The 24,596-nt window shown below is 66.4% G+C and carries 20 protein-coding genes; 6 read left to right on the top strand and 14 right to left on the bottom strand.

Translation table 11 applies throughout. The features are described from left to right. Positions 1 to 295 precede the first annotated feature (295 nt). Complete coding sequence (locus ACTQWE_RS01305) at positions 296 to 3,355, top strand: FAD-dependent oxidoreductase (protein WP_441856032.1); 3,060 nt, start codon at positions 296 to 298, stop codon at positions 3,353 to 3,355. Between the two features lie 123 nt (positions 3,356 to 3,478). Here ACTQWE_RS01305 and ACTQWE_RS01300 read toward each other — a convergent pair whose 3' ends face one another. The 4 genes from ACTQWE_RS01300 to ACTQWE_RS01285 all read right to left on the bottom strand — a co-directional run bounded on the left by ACTQWE_RS01300 (position 3,479) and on the right by ACTQWE_RS01285 (position 7,815). After that, positions 3,479 to 4,348, bottom strand: a complete 870-nt coding sequence (locus ACTQWE_RS01300; protein ID WP_441856034.1) for a PfkB family carbohydrate kinase — start codon at positions 4,346 to 4,348, stop codon at positions 3,479 to 3,481. Between the two features lie 25 nt (positions 4,349 to 4,373). Next, positions 4,374 to 5,342, bottom strand: coding sequence for an SIS domain-containing protein (locus ACTQWE_RS01295; RefSeq protein WP_441856036.1), 969 nt, complete (start codon positions 5,340 to 5,342; stop codon positions 4,374 to 4,376). A 127-nt stretch (positions 5,343 to 5,469) separates the two neighbouring features. Beyond that, on the bottom strand, positions 5,470 to 6,927 hold the full coding sequence (locus ACTQWE_RS01290) for a YfcC family protein (RefSeq protein ID WP_441856038.1): 1,458 nt from the start codon (positions 6,925 to 6,927) through the stop codon (positions 5,470 to 5,472). 159 nt (positions 6,928 to 7,086) lie between these two features. Next, a complete protein-coding gene (locus ACTQWE_RS01285; protein WP_441856039.1) occupies positions 7,087 to 7,815 on the bottom strand; it encodes a GntR family transcriptional regulator in 729 nt (242 codons plus the stop codon). Between the two features lie 218 nt (positions 7,816 to 8,033). On the opposite strand from ACTQWE_RS01285, the gene ACTQWE_RS01280 reads away from it, so the two are divergent. Continuing rightward, the gene (locus ACTQWE_RS01280) at positions 8,034 to 8,588 is read left to right on the top strand and encodes a hypothetical protein (protein ID WP_441856040.1); all 555 of its coding nucleotides are present in this window, start codon (positions 8,034 to 8,036) and stop codon (positions 8,586 to 8,588) included. Here ACTQWE_RS01280 and uvrB read toward each other — a convergent pair. The 5 genes from uvrB to rpsA form a co-directional block, all read right to left on the bottom strand. After that, positions 8,585 to 10,762, bottom strand: coding sequence for an excinuclease ABC subunit UvrB (gene uvrB / locus ACTQWE_RS01275; RefSeq protein ID WP_441856139.1), 2,178 nt, complete (start codon positions 10,760 to 10,762; stop codon positions 8,585 to 8,587). The genes ACTQWE_RS01280 and uvrB overlap by 4 nt on opposite strands. Positions 10,763 to 10,991: 229 nt before the next feature. Further along, the gene (locus tag ACTQWE_RS01270) at positions 10,992 to 11,582 is read right to left on the bottom strand and encodes a lytic transglycosylase domain-containing protein (protein WP_441856042.1); all 591 of its coding nucleotides are present in this window, start codon (positions 11,580 to 11,582) and stop codon (positions 10,992 to 10,994) included. Continuing rightward, positions 11,575 to 12,219 carry a dephospho-CoA kinase gene (gene coaE / locus ACTQWE_RS01265; protein WP_441856044.1) on the bottom strand — a complete coding sequence of 215 codons (645 nt, stop codon included), beginning with the start codon at positions 12,217 to 12,219 and terminating at the stop codon, positions 11,575 to 11,577. The genes ACTQWE_RS01270 and coaE overlap by 8 nt, the downstream gene beginning before the upstream one ends. 196 nt (positions 12,220 to 12,415) lie before the next feature. Next, positions 12,416 to 12,820: a hypothetical protein gene (locus ACTQWE_RS01260; RefSeq protein WP_170104405.1), complete on the bottom strand. Its 405-nt coding sequence runs from the start codon at positions 12,818 to 12,820 to the stop codon at positions 12,416 to 12,418. Between the two features lie 172 nt (positions 12,821 to 12,992). Next, positions 12,993 to 14,159, bottom strand: coding sequence for a 30S ribosomal protein S1 (gene rpsA, locus ACTQWE_RS01255; protein ID WP_090846760.1), 1,167 nt, complete (start codon positions 14,157 to 14,159; stop codon positions 12,993 to 12,995). Positions 14,160 to 14,430: 271 nt separating this feature from the next. On the opposite strand from rpsA, the gene ACTQWE_RS01250 reads away from it, so the two are divergent. The 3 genes from ACTQWE_RS01250 to ACTQWE_RS01240 are packed head-to-tail and all read left to right on the top strand — an operon-like array spanning position 14,431 to position 17,435. After that, positions 14,431 to 15,174: an HAD family hydrolase gene (locus ACTQWE_RS01250; protein ID WP_373577573.1), complete on the top strand. Its 744-nt coding sequence runs from the start codon at positions 14,431 to 14,433 to the stop codon at positions 15,172 to 15,174. A gap of 49 nt (positions 15,175 to 15,223) precedes the next feature. Beyond that, a complete protein-coding gene (locus tag ACTQWE_RS01245) occupies positions 15,224 to 16,525 on the top strand; it encodes an L-cysteine desulfidase family protein (RefSeq protein WP_441856046.1) in 1,302 nt (433 codons plus the stop codon). Positions 16,526 to 16,559: 34 nt separating this feature from the next. After that, a complete protein-coding gene (locus tag ACTQWE_RS01240; protein ID WP_441921199.1) occupies positions 16,560 to 17,435 on the top strand; it encodes a hypothetical protein in 876 nt (291 codons plus the stop codon). Positions 17,436 to 17,490: 55 nt separating this feature from the next. Here the strand turns inward: ACTQWE_RS01240 and ACTQWE_RS01235 are convergent, their stop codons facing one another. From ACTQWE_RS01235 to ACTQWE_RS01220, 4 genes are all read right to left on the bottom strand, one after another. Continuing rightward, positions 17,491 to 17,862, bottom strand: a complete 372-nt coding sequence (locus ACTQWE_RS01235) for a heavy-metal-associated domain-containing protein (RefSeq protein WP_441856049.1) — start codon at positions 17,860 to 17,862, stop codon at positions 17,491 to 17,493. Between the two features lie 80 nt (positions 17,863 to 17,942). Next, positions 17,943 to 18,416, bottom strand: coding sequence for a ribonuclease HI (rnhA, locus tag ACTQWE_RS01230; RefSeq protein ID WP_170104452.1), 474 nt, complete (start codon positions 18,414 to 18,416; stop codon positions 17,943 to 17,945). Between the two features lie 65 nt (positions 18,417 to 18,481). Further along, on the bottom strand, positions 18,482 to 21,193 hold the full coding sequence (gene polA / locus ACTQWE_RS01225; protein ID WP_441921198.1) for a DNA polymerase I: 2,712 nt from the start codon (positions 21,191 to 21,193) through the stop codon (positions 18,482 to 18,484). Between the two features lie 136 nt (positions 21,194 to 21,329). Continuing rightward, positions 21,330 to 21,905, bottom strand: coding sequence for a manganese efflux pump MntP (locus ACTQWE_RS01220; protein ID WP_170104399.1), 576 nt, complete (start codon positions 21,903 to 21,905; stop codon positions 21,330 to 21,332). Between the two features lie 159 nt (positions 21,906 to 22,064). Here ACTQWE_RS01220 and ACTQWE_RS01215 point away from each other — a divergent pair, with 159 nt between their 5' ends. Beyond that, positions 22,065 to 22,994 carry a zinc dependent phospholipase C family protein gene (locus tag ACTQWE_RS01215; protein ID WP_441856053.1) on the top strand — a complete coding sequence of 310 codons (930 nt, stop codon included), beginning with the start codon at positions 22,065 to 22,067 and terminating at the stop codon, positions 22,992 to 22,994. 71 nt (positions 22,995 to 23,065) lie between these two features. On the opposite strand, the gene ACTQWE_RS01210 is transcribed toward ACTQWE_RS01215, so the two are convergent. Then, positions 23,066 to 24,517: a cation:proton antiporter gene (locus ACTQWE_RS01210; RefSeq protein WP_441856055.1), complete on the bottom strand. Its 1,452-nt coding sequence runs from the start codon at positions 24,515 to 24,517 to the stop codon at positions 23,066 to 23,068. Positions 24,518 to 24,596 lie beyond the last annotated feature (79 nt).

Here is a 24,596-nt window from a genome sequence, read left to right as displayed (position 1 = left end):
TCCCACGCGTCTTGCCGCTGTCTTGCGGCCGTTCCATTTTTTGTATCGCCGCAGCTAGAGGTGGTCGTTTTCTTGCCTTCGACGCAACGTGCGCCCAGCGCCCGAAACGCGGCCCACAGCATCTACACAACCGGACGTGGAGCGTGGCGGGGTGCGCGCCGCTACGCGGCTCGAAGCGCACCGGGGCAGTTTCGGCAAAATGCGCCGTGCCCTGCAAATGGTTGCCTCACGCTGCTAGAATTGGTGACATTGTGAAGAAGACGTTGGAATGCACCTGGCCTGATGGGAGACCAACATGGTTGAAGACGCGGACGAGAAGAGCACGGTCATCCGCATAGGAACCGCCAACTATGAGGAGGGCGCCAAGACGGGCCGTCCGACAGAGGACTACGGTGGGGCGAGCGTCGAGGAGCGCGCGGAGGCGATGCGTCGCGGCATGACGGACGAGGACATCGCCGTCCGCAACCGCAGGCCCAAGCTCGACGAGGACGGCATACCCCGCATGAACCCGCAGGGTCGCGAGCTCAGGGTCATCAACGCGCGCGAGACCTTCGTGGAGAACGACGACGCAAAGCACTACGTGCCGTCGTCCGTGGATGCGCCCGGCCCGGCGTCGTCCGAGGCGCCAAAGCCGGGCGTCCTGCGCGAGGCCGCAAAGATGACGGACCGCATGCTCCACAAGACCAACTACGACGACCCCGACTACTGGGGCCTCGCGTCAGTCATGACGGAGGAGGAGGCGGCGCTCACGCGCCACATGAAGCGCCGCGTGCCCGAGACCCTGGAGCAGGTTGCCGCAGGCGCGGGCGTGTCGAAGGAAAAGGCCCAGGAACTTCTCGACTCCATGTCCATCAAGGGCTGCATCGAGTACAACTGGGAGAACCTCGACGGGAAGAACCCCAAGGGCGAGAAGCGCTACGTCCTGCCCATGTTCGTCCCCGGCGCCGCGGAGTTCACGGTCATGAACCAGCAGCAGCTGAACGACCACCCCGAGCTCGGGACGTTCTTCGAGCGCATGACCTACCTGCCGCTCACCATGGCCACCAAGATGGTCCCGCCCGGAGGCGCCGGCGTCGGCATGCACGTCATCCCCGTGGAGCACGCCATCAAGCACGAGAACCAGTCCGCGGACGTGGAGCACCTCTCGCACTGGCTGAAGAAGTACGACCACTTCTCCGTTGGTGCGTGCTCGTGCACGCTCGCGGAGCGCGCACGCACCAACAACGCCGGGCGCGACCCGCAGAACTGGTGCATAGGCGTGGGCGACCTGGCGGACTACAGCGTCGAGACCGGCAAGGGCCACTACATCACCTATGACGAGGTCATCGACATCCTGCTGAACGCCGAGAAGAACGGCTACGTGCACCAGATCACGAACATCGATGGCGAGCGCAAGATATTTGGCATCTGCAACTGCGACGTGAACGTGTGCTACGCGCTGCGCACCTCGCAGCTGTTCAACACGCCCAACATGAGCGCAAGCGCCTATCGCGCGCACGTGGACGAGGAGAAGTGCGTGGCGTGCGGAGGCTGCGTCGAGGTCTGCCCCGCAGGCGCCGTGCAGCTTGGCCAGAAGCTCCTCACCAAGAACGGCCGCGTCTCCTACCCCAAGCAGCCGCTTCCCGACGACCACGCCTGGAGCGAGAAGGACTGGGACCCCAACTACAAGAACAACAACCGCATCGAGTGCCATGAGTCCGGCACCTCGCCGTGCAAGGTCGCATGCCCCGCGCACATCGCGATCCAGGGCTACCTGCGCATGGCCGCGCAGGGACGCTACCGTGACGCGCTGGCGCTCATCAAGAAGGAGAACCCGTTCCCCGCGGTGTGCGGCCGCATCTGCAACAAGCGCTGCGAGGCCGCCTGCACGCGCGGGCTGGTGGACGAGGCCGTGGCCATCGACGACGTGAAGGCGTTCATCGCGGCCAAGGACATGGAGGCGGAGCACCGCTACGTGCCGGAGCCGGTGATATCCTCCAACCGCGGCCGTCACCTCGAGAAGATCGCCGTCGTGGGCGCGGGACCCGCTGGCCTCAGCTGCGCATACTACCTGGCGAACATGGGCTACAACCCAGTCGTGTTCGAGAAGAACCCACTGCCCGGCGGCATGATGGTCTACGGCATCCCCAGCTACAAGCTCGAGAAGGACGTCGTGGGCGCAGAGATCGACATCCTGCGCCAGATGGGCGTCGAGATCCGCTGCGGCGTGGAGGTCGGACGCGACGTCACGCTCCAGCAGCTGCGCGAGCAGGGCTTCAAGGCGTTCTACGTTGCGATCGGCTGCCAGGGCGGCCGCAAGGCCGGCGTGGACGGCGAGGACGCCGCGGGCGTCAGCACGGCCGTTGACTTCCTGCGCTGCGCGCTTGACGACCCGTCGCACGAGGTCCACGGCGCGACCGTCGTCATCGGCGGCGGCAACGTGGCCATCGACTCCGCGCGCGTGTCCAAGCGCTGCGGCTCTGACGACGTGAGCATGTGGTGCCTGGAGCAGCCGGACGAGATGCCGGCCCTCCCGCTCGAGGTGCAGGAGGCCAAGGACGACGGCGTCACGGTCCACAACGGCTGGGGCCCCGCGCGCATCGAGCTCGATGAGGCGGGTCGCGTCCGCGGCGTCACCTTCAAGCGCTGCACGCGCGTCTTCGACGAGGCCAAGCACTTCTCGCCCACCTACGACGAGTCCGACACCACGTTCGTGCCGTGCAAGAACGTGGTCCTCTCCATCGGCCAGTCCATCGAGTGGGGCGACCTGCTCGCGGGCAGCAAGGTCAAGCTCGGCCGTGGGCAGGGCGCCGTCGCGGACCCCAAGACCTATCAGACCGACGAGCCGGACATCTTCGTGGGCGGTGACGTCTACACCGGTCCCAGCTTCGTGATCGACGCGATCGCCGCGGGCCACGAGGCCGCGATCAGCCTGCACCGCTTCGTGCAGACCGGCTCCTCGCTCACGCTGGGCAGGAACCAGCGCCACTACGTCGAGCTCAACAAGGACGACGTGGTGCTCGCGCCCGGCGACTACGACCACGCCGGCCGTCAGGTCCCCGCATGCCAGAAGGTTACCTCCATCGACCACAACTGGCACGACCCGCGCCGCCAGTTCACGGAGGAGCAGATCCGCAAGGAAACCGCTCGCTGCCTGAAGTGCGGCGCCAGCATCGTCGACACGAACAAGTGCATTGGCTGCGGACTGTGCACCACACGCTGCGAGTTCGACGCGATCCACCTCACGCGCGACGTGCCGGAGGCGTCCGACATGTACACGGCCGAGGACAAGATGAAGGCCATCCTGCCCTACCAGGCCAAGCGCTCGTTCAAGATCGTGCGCACCAAGCTCGCGGGCGAGAAGAGCAAGGCATAGGGACCGCAACACTCCCTTGAGACCAGGGACCCCGGGACCCGCGGCAACGTGCCGCGCGAGTCCCGGGGTCCCTGCTTTACGCCAGGGGCTCCGGCAAAGCGGAGCCCCCAAACTATCGTTCGCCTAGTACCTGAGCCCGTGGCCCCAGCTACCGTCCTGCGCGCAGCACACGTCTGACGCGAACTCCGCCGCGAACGCGAGCCCCGCCGAGTACGCCTCCTCACGCGACGCGCCGCGCTTGAGCCCGTCGAGCGCCTTCACCAAAAACGACGTGAGGAACGAGTCGCCCGCTCCCATGGCGTCGCGCATGTGCTCCACGGGCTTCGACTCCTGGCGATAGAAGCGCTCGCCGTCGAACGCGTAGCAGCCGTCCGCCCCGCGCGTGGCACTGACCCAGCGCGGTCCAAGCTCGTGCACCTTGCGCAGGCGCTCGCGCGTCTCGTCCACGGTCAGGTCGGAGGCCGAGAAGAACGCGTAGGTCACGTTGGGGGCCACCTCCTGGAAGTACTCCCAAGTGGAGTCGTCCGAGAAGTCGAACGAGAGCGCGATTCCGGCGTCGTGGATCTTGTGAAGCTGGCGCTCGGTGTAGCAGTAGTTGCCGGAGTGCACCACGTCGAACTGGCGCAGGTACTCGATGTCGAAGCGGTCGAGGACGTAGCTCGTCTCGCCCCTTATGCCGCCTTGGTTGTAGTCGCCCCAGATGCGGTCGCCGTCCGGTGCGATGGAGACGCAGCTGTAGCCGTTCTCGCCCAGCAGCTGCCTGCACTTGACGGTCTCGACGCCCTCCTCGTGGAGGCTGCGTATGACGTGCTCCGCACGATCGTCGCTTCCGAAGTAGCCCATGTACGCCGCGCGCCGTGCGCCCGCCTTGAGTGCGTACACGGCAAAGTTGACGCAGTTACCGCCGGGATACATGGTCCTCGTGTGCTCGTACACGTCCACGACGTTGTCTCCGAAGCCGCACACGGCGACATCCAGGTCCTGCCTCTGCATGTGTCCTCCCCCCGGTCCGTTCCGCCTAGTACTCGACGACGCCCATGTAGCGGCGCACGTCCGGATCGTGGTCGAACGCCTTGCCACGCTCGCCGCGCAGCGTGACGTTCATCTCGTAGAAGAAGATGGGATCCAGGTAGGTGCGCACGGACTCGTCCACGTCCGCCATGCCGTACGCCGCGGAGTCCAGCACCACGAGGTCATCCGTATGCGTCTTCAGGAAGCGCTCCGCACGCTCGTCGATGGCGCGGTTGGCGCCGGCGCCCTTCTGCAGGAAGTAGAACACGCCGTCCTCCGTGCACTCGAACGGCCCGTGGAAGTACTCCGCGGAGTTGACGTACGAGCAGTTCTGCCACTGCATCTCCATGAGCGAGCAGATGGCGAAGCCGTAGGTCTGGCAGAACGTGGGACCGGAGCCCAGGACGTAGAGAAAGTCATGCTTCTGGCACAGCCCCACGAAGCGGGGGCCAAGGTCCGCGGCCACGCGCGGCTTTGCGGCCGCGATGATGGGGTCGAGCTGGGCAAGGCCCCGGGCAAGCGCCTCGCGGCCATCGTAGCCGTCCTGCGCCGCCATGAGCTCCGCCGCGAACGCGAGCGAGAACCCGGCCGGGCGAGCCGCCTGCGGCGTGTCGTCCTCCCACTCGTATACCCAACACGGCCACTCACCGTTGTCGATCCTCGATCCGGCGCGGTTGGTCATGGTGAGGACGTAGGCGCCGCGCTCCTTCGCAAGGCGCGTCGCGGTTATGGTCTCGGGCGTGCCGCCGCTGTGGCTGCACGTAACGACGACACTCGATGGCCCAAGCTGCGCAGGCGCAAACGCGTTGAACTCGGCGGCCGTATAGATGCCACTCACGATGCTCTTGCTTGTTGCGTTAATCAGGCAGTGCGCGGGGTACAGGTCGATGACCGATCCGCCGCACGCCACCCAGTACACCTGCGAGACGGTGCCCTTCTCGCCCAGCGCCTGCCTTGCAAAGTCCTTTGCGTCCATGTCCTTCTCCTGTCCTTCCCTTTGTCAATAAGACTATCCAAGCTCGTCGTACACGACGCGTCCGTCACTCACCGCGAGGGCCGCGTTCACGCCCCACACGTTCAGCATGCGCAGCTCGCTGCGGCCGCTATGCGGGCAGAAGGCCGGAAATTGCAGTCACGACCACGCCAAGTACCGCGATGAGCAGGATGAACTTCCAGCACGTCTTCCACCACTGGCCAAAGCTGATCTTAGAGACGGAAAGTCCCGCGACCGTCATGCCCGCCGTGGGGCTGATGGAGTTGATGGTCTGGTTCGCGAGGCAGAGCGCGGTCACCGCGGCCTCCGGGTTCACGCCCATGAGCTGCGTGAGCGGCCCCAGGATCGGCATCGTGAGCGCGGCGAGGCCAGAGGAGCTCGGCACGAGCAGCGACAGGAGGCCAAGCACGACGTAGAGGAGCGTGGTGTACACGGGCGCGGGCACGCCGGCAAGGGCCGTGGCCATGGCGTTCAGGATCGTGTCGATGATCATACCGTTCTCGGCGATCACGAGGATGGAGCGGGCGAGGCCGATGATGATGGCTGCGTAGGCGAAGTCCGCGATGCCGTGGACGAACTCCTCCGCGATCTCGCGCTCGCTCATGCCAGCGACGATGCCGGACAGCACGCCCATGCCAAAGAACACGGCGCTGATCTCGTCCATGTACCAGTGCTGGGTGACGAGGCCCCAGATGATGATGCCCATGCCGACCGCAAACACCACGAGCACGCCCTTCTGGCGCCCGGAGAACGGCTGCGCGATGGCGTCGTCCTGTACGGAGAACTCCACGCGCTTCTGGATGTCGTCCTTGTAGGTGATGGAGCTCTGCGGGTCCCTCTTCACCTTGTGGGCGTAGCGCATGACCCAGACGATTGCGAGCGCGGTGAACACGACCCAGACGATGGCGCGCAGCCACAGCTGGGGGTTGCCCTCGATGCCGACGATGCCCTGCGCGATGAGGACGTTGAACGGGTTCACGGTCGAGGCGATGTAGCCGATGTTCGGTCCCATGAAGCAGATGAGGAACGCCGTCATGGAGTCGTATCCCAGAGCCATCATGATCGGGATGAAGATGGCGTAGAACGGGAGCGCCTCCTCCGACATGCCAAACGTCGTTCCGCAGATGGAGAGAAGGACCATCACGATGGGGATGATGAGGATGTCGCGGTCCTTGAACCTTCCGATGACGTGGCTGAGCCCCGCGTTTATCGCGTTCGTCTTCGTGATGATGGCGAACGACCCCCCGATGAGAAGGACGAACGCCACGACGTCGGCGGCGGCCTGGATGCCCTGGGTCGGTGCCTCGAGCAGCTGCATCACGCTGCAGCGGAGGTCGACCTTCTCGCCCGTCTTGGAGTCGGTGTAGACCTTGTCCTGCGGCTTGTAGGTTCCCGCCACGGCGACTTCCTTCTCGCCCGCGGCGGTCTGGATGGTCTTGCGCTCGTACGAGCCTGACGGAACGATCCACGTGAGCACTGCGAACACCACCATCAGCAAGAAGACGATGGTGTACACGTGCGGCAGGCTGAACGACCTGCGCTTGCGACTCGAGCTCTCCCCTGACATGCGGCACCTCCCGTATAGACTGCTGACACGTACCTTCGCACGTTATATCTTGTTATATAACGTTATAGTACGTAATGCAATCCCGGGCGGCAGCTCCGCCTCGAGCGTTTTCCTAAGCGCAACAATATGGCCCGCGGGCGGCGCGGGCCATGGATCGTGTCAGATGTTGAAGACGTACAGGCTGCACACGATGTACTGTTTGCCTATCAGGAACGGGCGTCCGTCCTGGTCCGTGAAGTCGATCTTCTCGTAGAACAGGGGCTCCCCAACCGACACCTTCAGGGCCGACGCCTCCTCGGGGCTCGCGCGGACCACCTCGAGCGTGCAGAGGTCGTCGCCGCGGGGGACGCGTCCGGTCCGCCTCTTCACGTAGTCGAAGATCGACGCGTCCTGAAGGTCCGCCTCGAGCAGGAACTCGAAGCCCTCGAGCGGATAGAAGTTGTTCTCGAGCATGATGGGCACGCCGTCCGCCGTGCGCAGGCGCTTCACGTGGACGAGCTCGGCTCCCTCCCCAAGGCCCAGGAACTCCCTCTCGGCCTCGCGCGCCTTCACGACCTCGACGCCCAGCACCTTCGCGCCCGCGACGCGACCGTCCTCCGCGCAGGTCTCCGTGAAGCTCTGGATCTCGCTCTTCTGGCAAATCTTGCGAATGAGCTTGCGGCGGTTCACGAAGGTGCCCTTGCCCTGCTTCTTGCTGAGGTAGCCCTCGGCAGCGAGCTCCGAGACGGCCCTCCTCACGGTGATCCTACTCACGGAATACATCTGCGAGAGTTCCGCCTCGGAGGGGATGCGGCAGCCCGCTGGGTACTTTCCACGCTCGATGTCGTCCTTGAGGTCCTCCATCACCTGCTGGTAAAGCGGGGTCAGACCGCCTTCCTCAAGCTTCATGCCAAGCCCTCCAAACGCCAGCGCCAAGGGGAAACTTTCCCCCCGGCCATAACAACTCTTTATCTAAATATAAGGGTAGGCCACGTATTTCGCACCCATCCCATGGACGAGCGTGCCCAATTGCGACGTTTAGGCGCCCGGCTGCCATGACCGGCGCCGATCCCCAGGAATGTGATAACGTTCTATTACGTTTTATTCTCGATGTCGAAAGGCTCACCATGGCACGGCTCCACCCCAAGAGGGACTCCCGGGAAATCGACGGCATGGCGCCCCAAGGCAAGAAGACCGCAGGCGAGAAGGACTGCATCCTCTGCGGAAGGCACGCCGAGGGCATGGCCACCGTGTACCTGGGTCGCAGGTCCGGTGAGGACGGGGACGTCGAGTGGAGGCCGTACAGCCGCGCGCTCTGCGACAAGTGCGTCGACGAGCGGCTGGACGACGGGCCGTTCCAGGTGCTCGTATGCCTCGCCCTCCAGGTTTGCTGGGTGCCGCTCTTCTCGCACGGCGTGTCCGCGCTCGGCATCGGCGGCGCGCTCGTGGCGGCCGCCGGCATCGCGGGGCTCATCCGGCGCGCGCTCGCCCTTGCGTGGCGGCATGCGACGGAGGACGTCCGCAGTCGGATGCCAGAGTGGGCGCGCGACGACACCAGGGAGGAGCGGGCGAGCAGGGCGCTGGCCAGGATCGTGCGAGACGACGCCGCGAGCTCGGGGCTCCTCGTCCGCACGCTCAGGGAGTGCGGGCGCGCCGGCGGAGGGACCGACGCATCCGTCTAGTGCTTCTTCCGCTTGTAGTGCCTGCGGGTGGCGTGGGCCGACCCCTTGCGCGCACCGGCCTTCAGGCGGTCCATCACGTCCTTCTCGCTCGTTCCCTCCAGACGCGCCTGCAGCTCAACGATCTGGTCGCGGAGGCGTGCGGCGCGCTCGAAATCCATGTCCGCGGACGCCTGGAGCATCTCGTCCTGAAGCGAGCCCATGACCTGGGCGACCTCCTGCTTCGGCAGGGCAAGAAGCTCGTCCGCCACGGACTGGACCGTTCTCTCGTGCTCCTCCTCGGCATCCCCCTGGAGCTCGCCCTCGCCGCCGGCCGCGGTGAAGAACTTGCCGTCCACGCGCGACTTGGAGCCAAGGGTCTCGTCCGCCTCGGCGATGAAGCTCGTGACGTCCGTGATCGACTTCTTGATGGTCTTCGGGACGATGCCGTGCTCCTCGTTGAACGCGATCTGGATGCGCCGGCGGCGCGCCGTCTCGTCCATGGCCTCGCGCATCGAGTCCGTCACGCTGTCGGCGTACATGATGACCTTGCCCTGGGCGTTTCGCGCGGCGCGGCCCATGGTCTGGATGAGCGAGCGACGGTTTCGGAGGAAGCCCTCCTTGTCCGCGTCGAGTATCGCGACGAGCGATACCTCGGGGATGTCCAGGCCCTCGCGCAGCAGGTTGATGCCCACGAGCACGTCTATCCTGCCGAGCCTCAGGTCGCGGATGATGTCGATGCGGTCGAGGGTCGCCGTGTCCGAGTGCATGTAGTTCACGCGGATGCCCTCGTCCAGGAGGTGGTCCGTCAGGTCCTCCGCCATGCGCTTCGTGAGCGTGGTCACGAGCACGCGCTCCTTGCGGGCGACGCGGACCTTTATCTCGTCCAGGAGGTCGTCTATCTGACCGCGCACCGGCCTGAGCTCCACCTCTGGGTCGAGCAGGCCCGTCGGCCTGATGACCTGCTCCACCTCGTTCTGGCTCACGTGCTCCTCGTAGTCTCCGGGGGTCGCGGACACGTAGATGAACTGGGGAATGCGCTGCTCGAACTCGTCGAAGCGCAGCGGCCTGTTGTCGAGCGCGGACGGAAGGCGGAAGCCGTGGTCCACGAGCGTGACCTTGCGAGAGCGGTCGCCCTCGTACATGCCCCGGATCTGCGGCACCGTCACGTGCGACTCGTCGATGATGCAGAGCATGTCGCTCGGGAAGTAGTCGATCAGCGTGTACGGCGGCTCGCCCGGCCTGCGGCCGTCCATGTGCCTCGAGTAGTTCTCGATGCCGGAGCAGTAGCCCATGGTCTCGAGCATCTCTATGTCGTAGCCGGTCCTCTGGCTCAGGCGCTGCGCCTCGAGGATCATGTCGTTGTCCTTCAGCTCCTTGACGCGGTGCTCGAGCTCCTCCTCTATCGTCTTGATGGCGTGGTTGATCTTTGGCCGCGCCGTGACGTAGTGGGACGCCGGCCAGATGGGGATCGCGTCGTACTCGCGGACGACCTCGCCCGTGACGCCGTCTATCTCCGCGATGAGCTCCACCTCGTCGCCGAAGAAGCTTATGCGCAGCGGGTTCTCCGCGTAGGGCGGGAACACGTCCACGGTGTCGCCGCGCACGCGGAACATGCCACGCTGCAGGTCGTAGTCGTTGCGGTCGTACTGGATGTCGATGAGCTCGTGCACGAGGTCGTCACGCTCCAGCGGCACGCTCTTGTCCACGTTCGGCGCAAGACCCGCGTAATCCTGGGGGCTGCCGATGCCGTAGATGCAGCTGACTGACGCGACCACGATGACGTCGCGCCTGCTGAGGAGGCTCGACGTGGCCTGGTGGCGGAGCTTCTCGACCTCCTCGTTGATGGAGGCGTCCTTCTCTATGTACGTGTCCGTCTGCGGAACGTAGGCCTCGGGCTGGTAGTAGTCGTAGTAGCTCACGAAGTACACGACGGCGTTGTTGGGGAAGAGCTCGCGCATCTCGCTCGCGACCTGCGCCGCGAGCGTCTTGTTGGGCTCCATGATGAGCGTGGGCTTCTGCACCGCCTCGATGGTCTTTGCCATCGAGAAGGTCTTGCCGCTCCCCGTGACGCCCAAAAGCGTCTGGTAGCGGAGGCCGTCCCTCACGCCCTTCGCCAGGCTTGCGATGGCCTTCGGCTGGTCGCCGGCAGGCTGGTAGGGAGAGACGACCTCGAGCCGCTCGTCCCCATGCTCCATGCCAAAGCGCTTGAGCTCCGCGCCGTAGCGCTCCTTCGCCTCGCGCGTCCCGGCAAGGGGCTCGTACTCGATGCGCTCGCCCTTCTCGTCCACGAACGAGCGCTCTTCCGCGGCGGGCGAGTCTCCCCGCGGGATATCACGCGCGCCATCCGATGCCACCTGACCCATGCACCCTCCAAAGCGAGAGAAACGAACTAGAACAAGTGTACCCAACAATGCGCGGGAAAGTCTACCCCTGGGACTGGATTCCGTCCGGGTAGAACTGCTTGTAGCGGTCGTACGCCTCGTTCACCCTCACGAGGTAGGACGCCGTCTCGGAGTACTGTATCTGTGACGAGATGTCGTCCCCGTTTGCGAGCCACTTCGACACCGAGCCGAGCCCCGCGTTGTACGCCGCGATGACCTGGTCGCGCGAGGAGAGGTTCTTCTGCAGGTACGAGAGGTACGCCGTGCCGTACATGATGTTCGTCTCCGCATCGGTGAGGTTGTCGGGCGGGTACGCGGACGGGTCCACCAGACCCATCTTCGCCACGGCCTCGGACGTCGACGGCATGAGCTGCATGAGCCCGACGGCGCCCGCCGAGGATTGCGCCTGCTCGTCCCAGTTCGACTCGCACTTGATGACCGCGCAGATCAGGTACTCGTCCACGCCGTAGCGCTGGGAGGCCCGCTCGATCACGTCCGCGTGCTCCACGGGATAGAACACGCGCCTCACGATCTGCGTGGGAAGGAGGCTCGCCCCCGCGCAGGCGACGCACACCGCCAGCATGCACACGATCGGTATGGTCCTGAACCATCGCCAGAATCTGGTGTCAGCCATGCATCACGTCCCTCTCGCCGCCCGCCTTCCAACCGGCTCGCTCGTGGGCTTCCCACCACGCGCGAACCTTGGACGCAAGGTCCTTCTCGTCCCCGTCGTTCACGATCTCGACGTCGCTCTTCGAGCGCAGGTAGTCGTCGCTTGGCTGGCGCGCCGCCCGCGCGTCGAAGTCCTCCTTGGACATCCCGTGGCCGATGGCGCGCTCGCGACGCACCGCCACGGGGCAGGTCACGCACACGACCTCGTCGGCCATGCCGAGCGAGTCCTCCATGCGGTCGAGCAGCGGCACCTCCACCACGGCGCACGGCGGCTCCGCCGAGGCGCATGCGTCCTGCGAGAGCGCCTGCTCGAGCCTCTGCCTTATGTAGGGAAGCTCGATGCTCTCTAGCAGGCGCGCCGCATCCTCACGCGCGAAGGCGCGCTTTGCGAGTAGGCCCCTGCGCAGCGCCCCCGTGTTGGGGTCGAGCACGTCCTGCCCAAACGCGTCCGCTATCGCGAGCGTGCACTCGCCCCCGGGCTCGAGCACGTCGCGCGATATGCGGTCCAGGTCTATGCGCCACGCGCCCAGGCGCTCGAGCTCGCGAGCCACGGTCGACTTGCCAGACGCGATGCCACCCGCAAGGAACACGATGTACATGCTGCCCACCCTTCGCTCTTCCGCGCAAGACGCGCTGCGGCACACTATCATCTCACGCCGGGGATGTGCCATGCGCCCATCCCAAAAACCAACAGACGGAGCGCAACCGACGGCCAAGGCACGTGCCTAACGCATGGGGACGGCCGCGCGCAAGGCACGACCGTCCCCTCTCCACCCCCGTGTTGCCTTGCGGCGCCTACGAGTGGATGTCGAACTTCTGCTTGCAGCGCGGGCACGTGATGCGGATGTGGCCCTTGCCCCTGGGGACGCGGACGCGCTGGTGGCAGTTGGGGCACGTCGCGTGCTTGTACGTGCGGGCGTTCTGCAGCGCGGCTGCCGGGTTCGTGATCCACGGGCGCGCGGGGCCCAGCTTCGATGCGAACGCCATGCTCTCCTTGCGGCGGCGGTTGACGTCCGTCGACACCATCCTGAACACGGCATACGCAATAAGTAGCAGAATCAGCACGTAGATGACGGTGTTGTTCGCGAAGATGTTTACGATTGCAAGGATGACCGCAAGCTCGAGCGTCGCGATTCCCAGCTCGTCGGCACCGTTGCGTCCCCGCATGAAGTCCTCGACCTTGTTCTTGAAGTCAGCCATTGACCAGACCCCTCGTTCCCGTGCGCCCAGGCGCGCCCGAATCTACCTACATTGCATGGTGCCCATTATGGCAGTTTCTAGTCCGCGGGCAAAGGCACGGACCCAGCAGAGAAGAACGAGGGGCCGCCGTAGCGACCCCTCGCGAAGATGCACCTAAAGGCGTGGCTCGAGGCTACTCCTCGACGGGCTTCTCGTCCTCCTCGGGCTTGTCCAGAGGCTTGACCTCGACCTCGACGCCCAGCGTCTCGGCAGCGGCCTTCATGGACAGGGAGATGCGACGACGATCGAGGTCGATCTCCATGACCTTGACCTGGACCTTGTCGCCCACGGAGCAGACCTGGGACGGCTGGTCCACGTGCTGCTTGGCCATCTCGGAGATGTGCACGAGGCCCTCGACGCCGTCACCGAGGTCGACGAAGACGCCGAAGGTGACGAGCTTGGTGACGGTACCCTCGACGATGGCGCCGACGGGGTACTTCTTGACCAGGGTCCTCCAGGGATCCTCGGTGGTCTGCTTCAGGCCAAGGGAGATGCGCTCGCGGTTGAGGTCCACGTCGAGAACCTGAACCTCGACCTCCTGGCCGACCTTGACGACCTCGGAGGGGTGGTTGACGTGGTTCCAGGAGAGCTCGGAGATGTGGATGAGGCCGTCGATGCCGCCGAGGTCGACGAACGCGCCGAAGTCGACGATCGAGGACACGGTGCCGCGAAGGCGCATGCCAGGCTTGAGCTTGGAGAGGATCTCCGAGCGCTCGGCCTTGCGGGCCTCCTCGAGGACGACGCGGCGGGAGAGGACGACGTTGTTGCGGTTGCGGTCCATCTCGATGACGCGGGCCTCGATGCGGGTGCCGAGGTAGGCGTTGAGGTCCTTGACGCGACGAAGGTCGACGAGGGAGGCGGGCAGGAAGCCGCGCAGGCCGATGTCGAGGATAAGACCGCCCTTGACGACCTCGATGACCTCGCCCTCGACGTTCTCGCCGGCGTTGAACTTCTCCTCGACGCGGTTCCAGGCACGCTCGTACTCCGCGCGCTTCTTGGAGAGGATCAGGCGACCCTCCTTGTCCTCCTTCTGGAGAACGAGGGCCTCGATGGTGTCGCCCAGGGAGACGACGTCCTCGGGGTTGACATCCTTGCGGATGGAGAGCTCGCGGGCGGGGATGACGCCCTCGGACTTGAAGCCGATGTCCAGCAGAACCTCATCGTGCTCAATCTTGACGACGGTGCCCGTCACAAGATCGCCCTCATCAAAGTCGGTAATCGTACCGTCGATGAGGCTGTTCATCTCCTCGTCGGACATGTCATCCAGGGAGAAGATGGACGAGTTCTGAATCTCACTCAAAGGTGGACCCCTTTCGAAAACGGGGCCCCGATCAACATGATCGCTGCCGGGCGCTCAGCGAAGGTGCGTTTGCGCAGATGGAAACTTACATGCTCTCGGGGGCCTACAGATACGTTTGCATGGGCAATTTACCCATGCGTGGGATAGAGTACCTTTAATCGACCCAAGATTTCAAGCACTACCTGTGGATTTCTGGAATTTCATTTTGCGTGCAAAACTATCGGGCACAAGAGTAATGTTTCTGTTGTTCATACCTATGAGAGGACGTGTCGTGATCAGGGCAGTGCTTTTCGATCTTGACGATACCCTGCTTGACATAAACCTCACGGCGTTCGTGGCACGCTGGGCCTCGGGCAAGGCCCGGATACTCGCGAAGGTCTCCGGCATTCCCTACCCCATCGTGATGGAGCGGCTCGCGCGCAGCTACATGCGCGTGAACGACCAGACCCGCGACGACCAGCTGACGAACGAGCAGCTCCTGAACGAGACGTTCTTCTCGCTCACCTCCATTCCCCTGGACGACCCGGCCATCGCGGACGCCATCGGCTTCTACGAGCGCGAGTGCCTCGAGCCCCTCAAGGGCGGCATCGTGATGGCGGCGCCGCAGAGGGGCGCGCGCCAGACGGTCGAGAAGGCCCTGTCGATGGGGCTGACGGTCGCCCTTGCCACCAACCCCACCCTCACCATGGACGTCGACCGCGTGCGCATGCGCTGGGCGGGCGTGGACGACATCGACTTCGCGCTGGTGAGCCACATCGCGAACTCAACGCGCACGAAGCCGTGCGCCCGCTACTACCAGGAGTTCGCCGCGCAGCTCGGCCTGGCGCCGCAGGAGTGCCTCATGGTGGGCAACGACGCGGCGCGGGACTTCCCGCGGCCGGACATAGGCATGAGCACCGCGTACGTCGGCCACGGCTGGCCGAGGAAGGCCGTCTTTCGCGGTCCCATAGAGGCCCTGGGCGCCCGTCTCCCCGAGATCGTGGACCTCCTCAACTCCCGTCAGGACCTGCGCTGACGCAGGCCACGGCACGCCCATCGCAAACGATCCCCCGCAGGAGGAACCCATGGACCAGAACGCCTACGCAAACCACGTCGCAATACTGAAGGAGGAGCTCGTCTGCGCGCTGGGGTGCACGGAGCCCATCGCCGTCGCGCTCGCATCCGCGCTCGCCAGCGGCGCGCTCCGGACGCGCCCGGAGCACCTAACCGTCGCATGCAGCGGAAACATCATCAAGAACGTCAAGAGCGTCACCGTGCCCAACTCCGGCGGCATGCGCGGCATCGAGGCCGCGGCCACGCTCGGCGCCATCGGCGGCGACCCCTCGCGCGACCTCGAGGTGCTCCAGTCCGTCCGCCCCGAGGACATCGAGCGCACGAAGTCGCTCGTCTCCGCGGGCTTCTGCGACGTCGAGCTCGCCGAAGACGTCCCGAACCTCTACGTGCGCGTCACGGCGACGGGCGCGGGGCACGTCGCCGTCGCCTGCATCGAGGAGCGCCACACCAACGTGTGCGAGCTCACGCTCGACGGCAGGCCCACGACGGTCGCGGGAAGGGCCGGCACGGGCGAGAAGGACGCGGACGTCGCGGGCGGTGCGGACCGCTCGGCCCTCACGCTCCAGTCGATCTGGGACTTCGCCCACGAGGCGCGGCTCGAGGACGTGGACGAGCTCGTCTCGCGTCAGATACGTACGAACCAGGCCATCTCGCGCGAGGGCCTCACGAACCGCTGGGGCGCGAACATCGGTCGCACCCTCCTGCGCAGCCGCCCCAACGACATCAGCTGCAAGGCGCGCGCCGCGGCCGCGGCCGGATCGGACGCGCGCATGAGCGGCTGCGCCATGCCCGTCGTGATTAACTGCGGCAGCGGCAACCAGGGAATCACCTGCTCGCAGCCCGTGCTGGAGTACGCGCACGACCTGTGGAGCACGCACGAGGAGCTCGTGCGCGCCGTCGTGCTCTCGGACCTCACGGCCGTCCACGTCAAGTACTTCATCGGCGAGCTGTCGGCGTTCTGCGGCGCCGTGTCCGCAAGCTGCGGCGCCGGAGCCGGCATCTGCATGCTGCGCGGCGGCTCGTTCGCCCAGTTCGAGGCGACCATCGTCAACACCCTCGCCAACGTGGGTGGCATCGTGTGCGACGGGGCGAAGCCCAGCTGCGCCGCCAAGATCTGCGCCGCCGTGGACGCAGCCATCCTGGGCTGCGACATGGCGCTCTCGGACGACAACTTCCTCGCGGGCGACGGCCTCGTCGGCCAGAACGCGGAGGAGACCATCCGCTCCATGGGCTACGTCGGCCGCGTGGGCATGCACCCCACGGACGTCGAGATACTCAACATCATGATCGGAAAGACGGACGTGGACGCCTAGCGGGCGGCCGCGCCGAGGAAGGGAGGCGGCACCCATGCCCGCCATCAGACCGGGGGCGTTCGTGCGACGCCTGAAGGACCGCATCGCGCTCAACCGGCACACGTTCGCCCTCTACTCGGTGCTCCGGGCGCTCGTGCTCGTGGTCCTCGTCCGCTGCGTGATGACGGGCAGGTGGGAGGACGTAGCGCTCTGCGTGCTCTCGCTCGTGCTGTTCCTCATACCCGCCTTCGTGGAGGACCTCGCCCGCGTCCAGATACCCGGCCTCTTCCAGGCCATCATCTACGCGTTCATCTTCGCCGCAGAGATCCTGGGAGAGATCGACCACTACTACGTGCTCGTCCCCGGGTGGGACACGGTGCTGCACACCATGAACGGCTTCCTGCGCGCCGCGATCGGCTTCTCCCTCGTCGACCTGCTCAACCGCTCGGACAAGCCCATCAGCCTCTCCCCGCTCTACGTCGCGATCGTCGCGTTCTGCTTCTCGATGACCATCGGCGTCCTGTGGGAGTTCGTCGAGTTCGGCTTCGACACCTTCTTCGGGCTCGACATGCAGAAGGACAGCTTCGTCACGGCGATATCGTCGGTCGCGCTCGACCCCACGAACCAGGGCAGACGCGTCGCCATACGCGACATCGCGCGCACGACGGTCACGACGGCCGGCGGGGCCACGACCACGTTCTCCGGCTACCTCGACATCGGCCTCATCGACACCATGAAGGACCTTCTCGTCAACTTCGTCGGCGCGCTCGCGTTCTCCGTCGTCGGCTACCTCAGCCTCAGGCGCGGCGAGAGCGGCAACTGGGCCGCCGGGCTCCACGTGACGCCCCTGTCAGAGGACCAGTACGAGAAGAGCGAGAAGTGCCTGGACAGCATCGCCGCCGGCAGGCGCCGCAGGCTCAGGAGGCCGTAGCCCGCACCCCCGCGCCCGCTCGCGCCGGGCTACCGTGCGGGCCTGCCCCACGAGCCTACCCCACGACCCTGTAGCCCGCCTCGCGCACCGCCCGCGCGTACGCGTCCGCGTCCGCGGGCGCCTTGCTCAGCACGCGCGCGGTCCCCTTCATCAGGTCGACCCTTGCCCACGTGCCCGGGACGGAGTCCAGCGCACCCTCGACGCTGCGGCGGCACCCCTCGCAGTGCATGCCGGCTATCCGCAGGTCCATGCGGTACGGGTAATGGGACTCGTCCGTGTCCGCAACGCGCGCGGGCCGCGGACGGGCGCCCTTCTCGCATGCGCCGCCCCCGCAGCAGTCCCGCCTGCCCGTGAACACCTGCAGGGCATGACGCGCCGCGAGCACAAAGCCCACTGCCACTACTACCACTATCACGACGTTTGCCATCTCGTCCTCCAGACGCCTAAGTTAACCATCACTAACTATAGCGTCCCGACGCGATGGCGCAAGTGCGGGGACACAAGTCGCTAGAAGCCCTCGTCCTCTATCAGGTGCGCGCGATCGTCCGCCGCGGTCGTCGCGAGCTCGTCGCAGCGCTCGTTCAGCTCGGTGCCGGCGTGGCCCTTCACCCACACGAACGTGACGTCGTGCGGCTCGATCGCCCTCAGCAGGCGCTTCCACAGGTCCGGGTTCTTCACGGGCTGCTTCGAGGCGTTCTTCCAGCCGCGCTTCTGCCAGCCGGCCACCCAGTTCTTGTTGAACGCGTTCACCACGTACTGCGAGTCAGAGTGCACCTCCACGGCGCACGGGCGCCTGAGCGCCTCGAGCGCCGCGATCACGCCCATGAGCTCCATGCGGTTGTTCGTGGTCTTGCGGTATCCCTGGCTCAGCTCGAGCCTGTGCTCCGCGCCCGCGGGGTCCGTGTACAGAAGCACGGCCCCGTAGCCTCCCGGGCCGGGGTTTCCCCTGGAGGAGCCATCCGTCCACACCACAACCCGCATCTGCCTCGCCGGCGCCTTCCTCACGGCGCCCGGGTTCTGCCTCACGAAGTCGTCAAAGCTCGCCACTACTTCGCCTCCGCCCAGTTCTTGCCATAGCTCACGTCCGCCAGAAGCGGGACCCTCAGCTCCGCCACGCCCTGCATGGTGTCGCGCACCAGCTCGGAAAGGGGCTCGATCTCGTCGTTCGGCACCTCGAAGTCCAGCTCGTCGTGGATCTGCAGCACGAGCCTGCTCCTCAGCCCCTCCTCGCGCAGGCGAGACGGGACGCGGGTCATCGCGATCTTGATGATGTCGGCCGCCGTGCCCTGCATGGGGTGGTTCATCGCGGTGCGCTCCGCGAACGAGCGCAGCTGGAAGTTGCGGCTCTTGATGTCGCGTATGTGGCGCTTGCGGCCGTACATCGTCACGGCGTAGCCGTTCTTGCGCGCAAACGCGATGCTCTGGTCAAGGTACGCGCGGACCCCGGGGTACGCCTCGAAGTAGCGGTCGATCATCTCCTGCGCCTCCGCGCGGCCGATCTTGAGCGACGTGGCCAGGCCGTACGCCTGCTGCCCGTACACGATGCCAAAGTTCACGGCCTTCGCGCGGCTCCTCAGCTGCGGCGTCACCTCGTCCACCGGTACGCCAAACACGCGCGCCGCGGTGGCACGGTGGAAGTCCACGCCCTCGTTGAACGCCGCGACCAGGTGCTCGTCGCCCGAAAGGTGCGCAAGCAGCCTCAGCTCGATCTGCGAGTAGTCGCATGCCAGAAACACGCAGCCCTCCGGCACGGTGAACGCCGTCCTCACGCGGTGCCCCAGCTCGGACCTCGTCGGGATGTTCTGCAGGTTCGGGTCTGAGCTCGAGAGCCTTCCCGTCGCGGCGACGGTCTGGTTCAGCGTGGTGTGGATGCGCCCGTCCCTGCGGATGAGCTGCGGCAGAGCGTCCAGGTACGTGTTCTTGATCTTCGCGCGCTCGCGGTAGTCCAGCACCTCGCGCACGTACCTGCTCGCCTCGTAGCCGCCGTCCGCGAAGCCCTCGATCACCTTCGCGTTAGTGGAGTAGAACCCCTTGCGCGTCTTCTTCAGGCCCTGCGTCGGCAGGCCCCACACGTCAAACAGCACGTGGCTCAGCTGCTGCGGCGAGTCGATGTTGAAGTCCTCCCCCGCCGCCTCGTGGATCTCCGCCACCATGCGGTCGATCTCCGCGCCAAGGCCCTCGGACTGCTCGCGCAGGCACTCCGGGTCCGCGTGCAGGCCCGTGCGCTCCATCTGCAGCAGTACCAGAAGCAGCGGCATCTCCACCTTGCGGAACAGCCCGTCAGAGCCGTCCTTCTCCAAGAGCTCCGACAGGCGCGGCATCAGCGCAAGTGCCGCCGCCGCCTCGATTGCGGCCGCGGGCGCGTCGTCCGTGGGCTCCGGCAGCGTGCCGCCCAGCACCTTCGGGTTCTGGTACAGCTCCCCGACCGAGAAGTGCCCGCTGTCCGAGTCGAGCAGGTATCCGGCAACGCCGCAGTCAAACAGCCTCGCCGCGTCCATCTCCTCCGGCGCGACGAGAGCCTCCTCCGCGGAGTCCATGGGACACACCTCGTGGAGAAGGGCCTTCGCATCGCCCGCGACCAGGCGCCCCTCGCGGGCGAGCCTCGCGAGCGCGGACGTCGCGGAGGCTCCCTCGAACCTCAGGAGGTCGTCCGCCGTCGCCGCCCACAGCACCTTCGGTGCCTCGTCAAACAGCGCCGTCTGCTGGCCCCTCTTCGCGTCCGGGCTCTCGAGCGCCGCCGCGACCCACGAGCCGGCCGCAACCGCGGCGTCCAGGCGCTTCTCGGCGGCGTCACCGGAAAGCGGCTCCGGAAGCGCGAGCGAGGGAGCCGCCTGCTCCTGCGGCACGTCGTAGCCGCCCAGGCGCACCAGGCGCTGCGTCATCCCCGTGAAGCCGAGCGCGGAAAACGCCCTCGTCACCTCGGCGGGGTCGAACGTGGGGAACTTCGCGTCCGAAAGGCTCACGTCGAGCGGCGCGTCCGTGCGGATGGTCGCGACCTTGCGGCTCAGCAGCGCGTCGTCTATGTGGGCGCGCAGGCTCTCGCCCATCTTGCCCTTTACCTCGTCCGCGTGCGCAATCACGTTGTCGAGGCTCCCGTACTGCACGATGAGGGCCGCCGCCTTCTTCGGGCCGATGCCGGGCACGCCGGGGATGTTGTCCGACGTGTCGCCCTTCAGGCCGTAGAAGTCCGGCACCAGCTCGGGCGTGACGCCGTGGTAGAGGTCGTCCACGGACTCCGGCGTCATGATCGACACGTCGGACACGCCCTTCTTCGTGGCGACGATCCTCACGTGGTCCGTCGCGAGCTGGTACATGTCGCGGTCGCCCGTGAAGAGCAGCATGTCGTAGCCCTCGGCCTCGCCGCGGCGCGCGAGCGTGCCCAGGATGTCGTCGCCCTCCCAGCCCTGGAGCTCCACCACGGGCACGTCCAGCGCGCGCAGAAGGTCCTTCACCATGGGGAACTGCTCGTGCAGGGACTCGTCCATCGGCGGGCGCTGCGCTTTGTACTGCGGCAGCATGTCAATCCTGACCTGGGGCTTTCCCTTGTCGAACGCACAGATCACGCCATCGGGCGAGAAGGACTCGACCATCTTGATGAACATGTTGAAGAAGCCGAAGAGCGCGTTCGTGGCCCGTCCGTCCGGCGCCGTCATGGGCTGGCGGATCGCGTGGAACGCGCGGTGCATGAGCGAGTTGCCGTCGATGACGGCGATGGTCCTTCTGGGATGGTCCTGCGTTGCGGACAGAGTCTCTGCCATGGGGTCTCCTTGCCGGTTGTGGTTCCCATCGATTGTAGCCGCACGACCGGACGCCAATGCCGCCGGGGGCGCGACCGCACGAAGCCCCGACACGCGGGCCCGGCCATGGCGCGCCAGCCCGCGCCCGGCGCCGCCGCTAGCCCAGAAGCGCCTTCACGCCGATCGCGATGAGCACGAGGCCGCCGGCGACCTCCGCGCGGTCGCCCAAGAGGTGGCCGAGCCTACGGCCTATGGCGAGCGCCACCAGGCAGCAGAGCGCGGTCGTGACGGCGATCGTCCCCGCCGCAAACGCGAGGTTCACGGCGTGCGCACGAAGGCTCACGCCGACGGCGAACGCGTCGATCGCCGTGGCGACGGACTGAAACAGCAGCTGTGCCAGCGTGAGGCGCTTGCCCCTGACGCATGCGTCGTGCTCCTCCACCTCGTCCGGGTGCCTGAGCGCGACCGCGCCCTCGCGCACCATGTTGCCGCCGATCACGCCCAGGATCACGAGGGTGACGATGCCGGCGTACGCCTCTATCAGGCTGGCGGCAAGACCTCCCAGGAAGTAGCCCAGAAGCGGCATCAGGCCCTGGAACGCGCCAAAGAACAGCGGCTGCAGCAACAGGCGCGAGCGCCTCTCGTCGCAATAGACAAAGGTGTTCGATATGGTGACGGCAAATGCGTCGGCGGAGAGCGCAAGGCCAATTATCACGACTTCTATGGGGCTCACGGGCAACCTCCTGGCGTGTGGAACGCGGTTGGCCAGTTCGTCTGCAAAACGTCTACTGTACACAACCTCGGCGCGCGTGTGGCCAAATTCGTGCCGAAGGCGTCAAAATCGTGTAATCTAAACACGTTGACTGCAAGATCCGCGTTTTCGGGAGCGCCCATGCCTGCTCTGATAACCCATCACCTCTTTGGCGAGAAGGCCGCGGCCCTCCTGCCCGAGGGCATCATCCGCAACCAGGAGGAGCTCCTGGCCTTCATCCTTGGCAACCAGGGCCCGGACCCGTTCTTCACGCGCTTCTCGACCACGCCCGAGAACGCCTCGGCCTGCCACCGCCTGGCGCACCTCATGCACGAGCGCAAGGTCATACCCGCGCTCATGGCGCTGCGCGACGGCGTGGCCCACCTGCCCGAGGCCGACAAGGGCATCGGCCGCAGCTTCACGCTGGGCCTGCTTGGCCACTACGTGCTCGACAGCACGACGCACCCGTTCATATACGCCCAGCAGTACGCGATCTGCGGCGCGGGCGTGGGGCTTGAGCACAGGGGCAGCGAGGTCCACGCGATCATCGAGAGCGACCTCGACACGTGGATGCTGTGGAGCATGCGCCACCAGACGGTGCGCGACACCCCCACGGCAAGCCTCCTGACGCGCACCGAGCGGATCGACCGCGTGGCAGGGGCGCTCTTCTCGCAGCTTGCGCTGCAGACGTTCGACATCAAGCTCAACCCGGAGCAGTACGCCGGCGCCACGCGCGACTACGCGACGCTGTACCGCGCCATCGAGCCCGTGGGCTCCCGGAAGAGCGCAGCCGTCGTCGCGATCGAGCACCTGTTCAGCTCGTACGGCATGGCGGAGTCCATGGCGCACCGCGTGAGCACCTCTGACGACTGCGCGGCCGCCAACCTGCAGCATCACCCGTGGAGCGACCCGGCGACCGGCGAGGTCCGCGACGAGAGCTTCCCCGACCTGTTCTTTGGCGCCCTGGACCAGTGGGCGGACGTCGCGCAGACCTACGTGCGCGGCGACGAGCGGCTGCTGCGCGCCGCGATGGGCAGCCGCAACTACAACGGCATGCCGGCCGAGGACTAGCCGGGGCCGCGCAAGGTCCTTGCCGTGTCCGGCCGCATCTGGGACACGTCCGGTGCACGCCCGCGGCGGACCTAGGACCGAGCCTCGTGCCGGCTTGCCGCGTCCCTCTCGCCCGCACCCGTGGCGTGGGGATGGTGCCCCCCGTGGACGTGCTGGAGCCCGTTCTCGTGCGGGTGGGCGAAGTACTCGGCGGACGAGAAGCGCCGGCCCTCGCGGTGGACGCTCCGCCTGACGTCGTGGAACGCCTGCTGGCGCTCGTGGAACGCGTCGAGGTGGTCGTGCAGGACCTGCTCGAGCGGCGCCTCGTGGCGCGCGATCTGGTGCGCGGCGCTCGCGGGCGCCACCTCCTCGACCACGCGGACGAACGACGTGACCGTGGGAACGATGAGCACGGTGAGCGCCGCGGACGTGACGAGCACGGACGCGGCCGTGGCGGACAGCAGGCCGCCGTCGCGCGCGAGCGACGTGATCGCCACGACGAGCGGAAGCGCCATGGTGCAGTACGCGGACGTGGAGAAGACCTCGTGCCAGTCCATGTCGCGGGTGGACGGGTCCGCCTTGAGCGACGCCGCGACCACGAACCCGCGGACGACGACGAGTGCGAGGATGAAGCCCAAAAGGAGCGGCAGGTCGCGCGTGGCGGCGGCGAGGTCGAGGCTCGCGCCGGACACGACGAAGAACACCGGCTGGAAGAAGCTGTTGGATATGACGTCGATCTTCTGCTCCAGGGGCTCGCTGCCGCTGGGGAAGAGCGCCCTCAGGATGAAGCCGGCCGCGAACGCGCCGAGCGCCGCATCGAACTCGAACATCGTGGTCGCAAACAGCAGGAACACCAGAAGGAGGATGACGAGCCTCATGAGGGGCTGGCTGGAGCCTCCGGCGTTCTCCACGAGGAAGCGACGGAAGCGACGGCCTCCGTCGCGCACCTTCGAGGACAGCAGGTAGACGGCGAGGCACACGAGCACGAACGCCAGCAGCAGCGCCCCGGTGCGCGCGAGCGAGCGCGAGGACAGGAGGAACGCCATCGCGAGGACGGGCAGGATCTCGCCGAGCGAGCCGTATACGTCGACGGCCTTGCCCACGCGCGTGCCCTGCAGGCGACGGTCGTGCATGATGGGCGCAAGCGTGCCGTACGCGGTGGTCGTCATGCAGATGGCGAGCGCCACCCACGACGACTGGTTGAAGCCGAGCCTCGAGAAGACGAGCGCCACGACGGCGAACCCCAGCCCAAGAGACACCAGCCACGAGCCGGCGGCATAGGCGCCCGTGCGTCCCAGAAGGTCGCGGGTGTCGATCTCGTAGCCGGCCTTCAGGAAGAGGAAGCCCATGCCAAGGTCGGCGAGGAGCTTGACCGGCTCGAGGTCGGGGTTTATACCTGCTAGCCCGAACTTTCCGCAGATGGCGCCTCCGAACACGAGAAACACGACCTCGGGCACCGCGCGGCCCGGAATGAGGCTCGCCACGAACGGCGACACCACGGTCACCAGAAGGATGGTCACGAGAGAGTAGTAGATTTCCGCCACGACGGGACTCCCCACAGGAAGGCCCCTCGCAACTGGTGCAAGGGGCCATGGTTCCAATTCATTCTGGAAGGATAGCGCC

It is taken from the genome of Parafannyhessea sp. LCP19S3_B1 (assembly GCF_052121955.1).
Taxonomy (GTDB): Bacteria; Actinomycetota; Coriobacteriia; order Coriobacteriales; family Atopobiaceae; genus Parafannyhessea.
The sequence above is the reverse complement of the archived record's forward strand: the minus strand, read 5'-3'. Positions and strand labels throughout refer to the sequence as shown.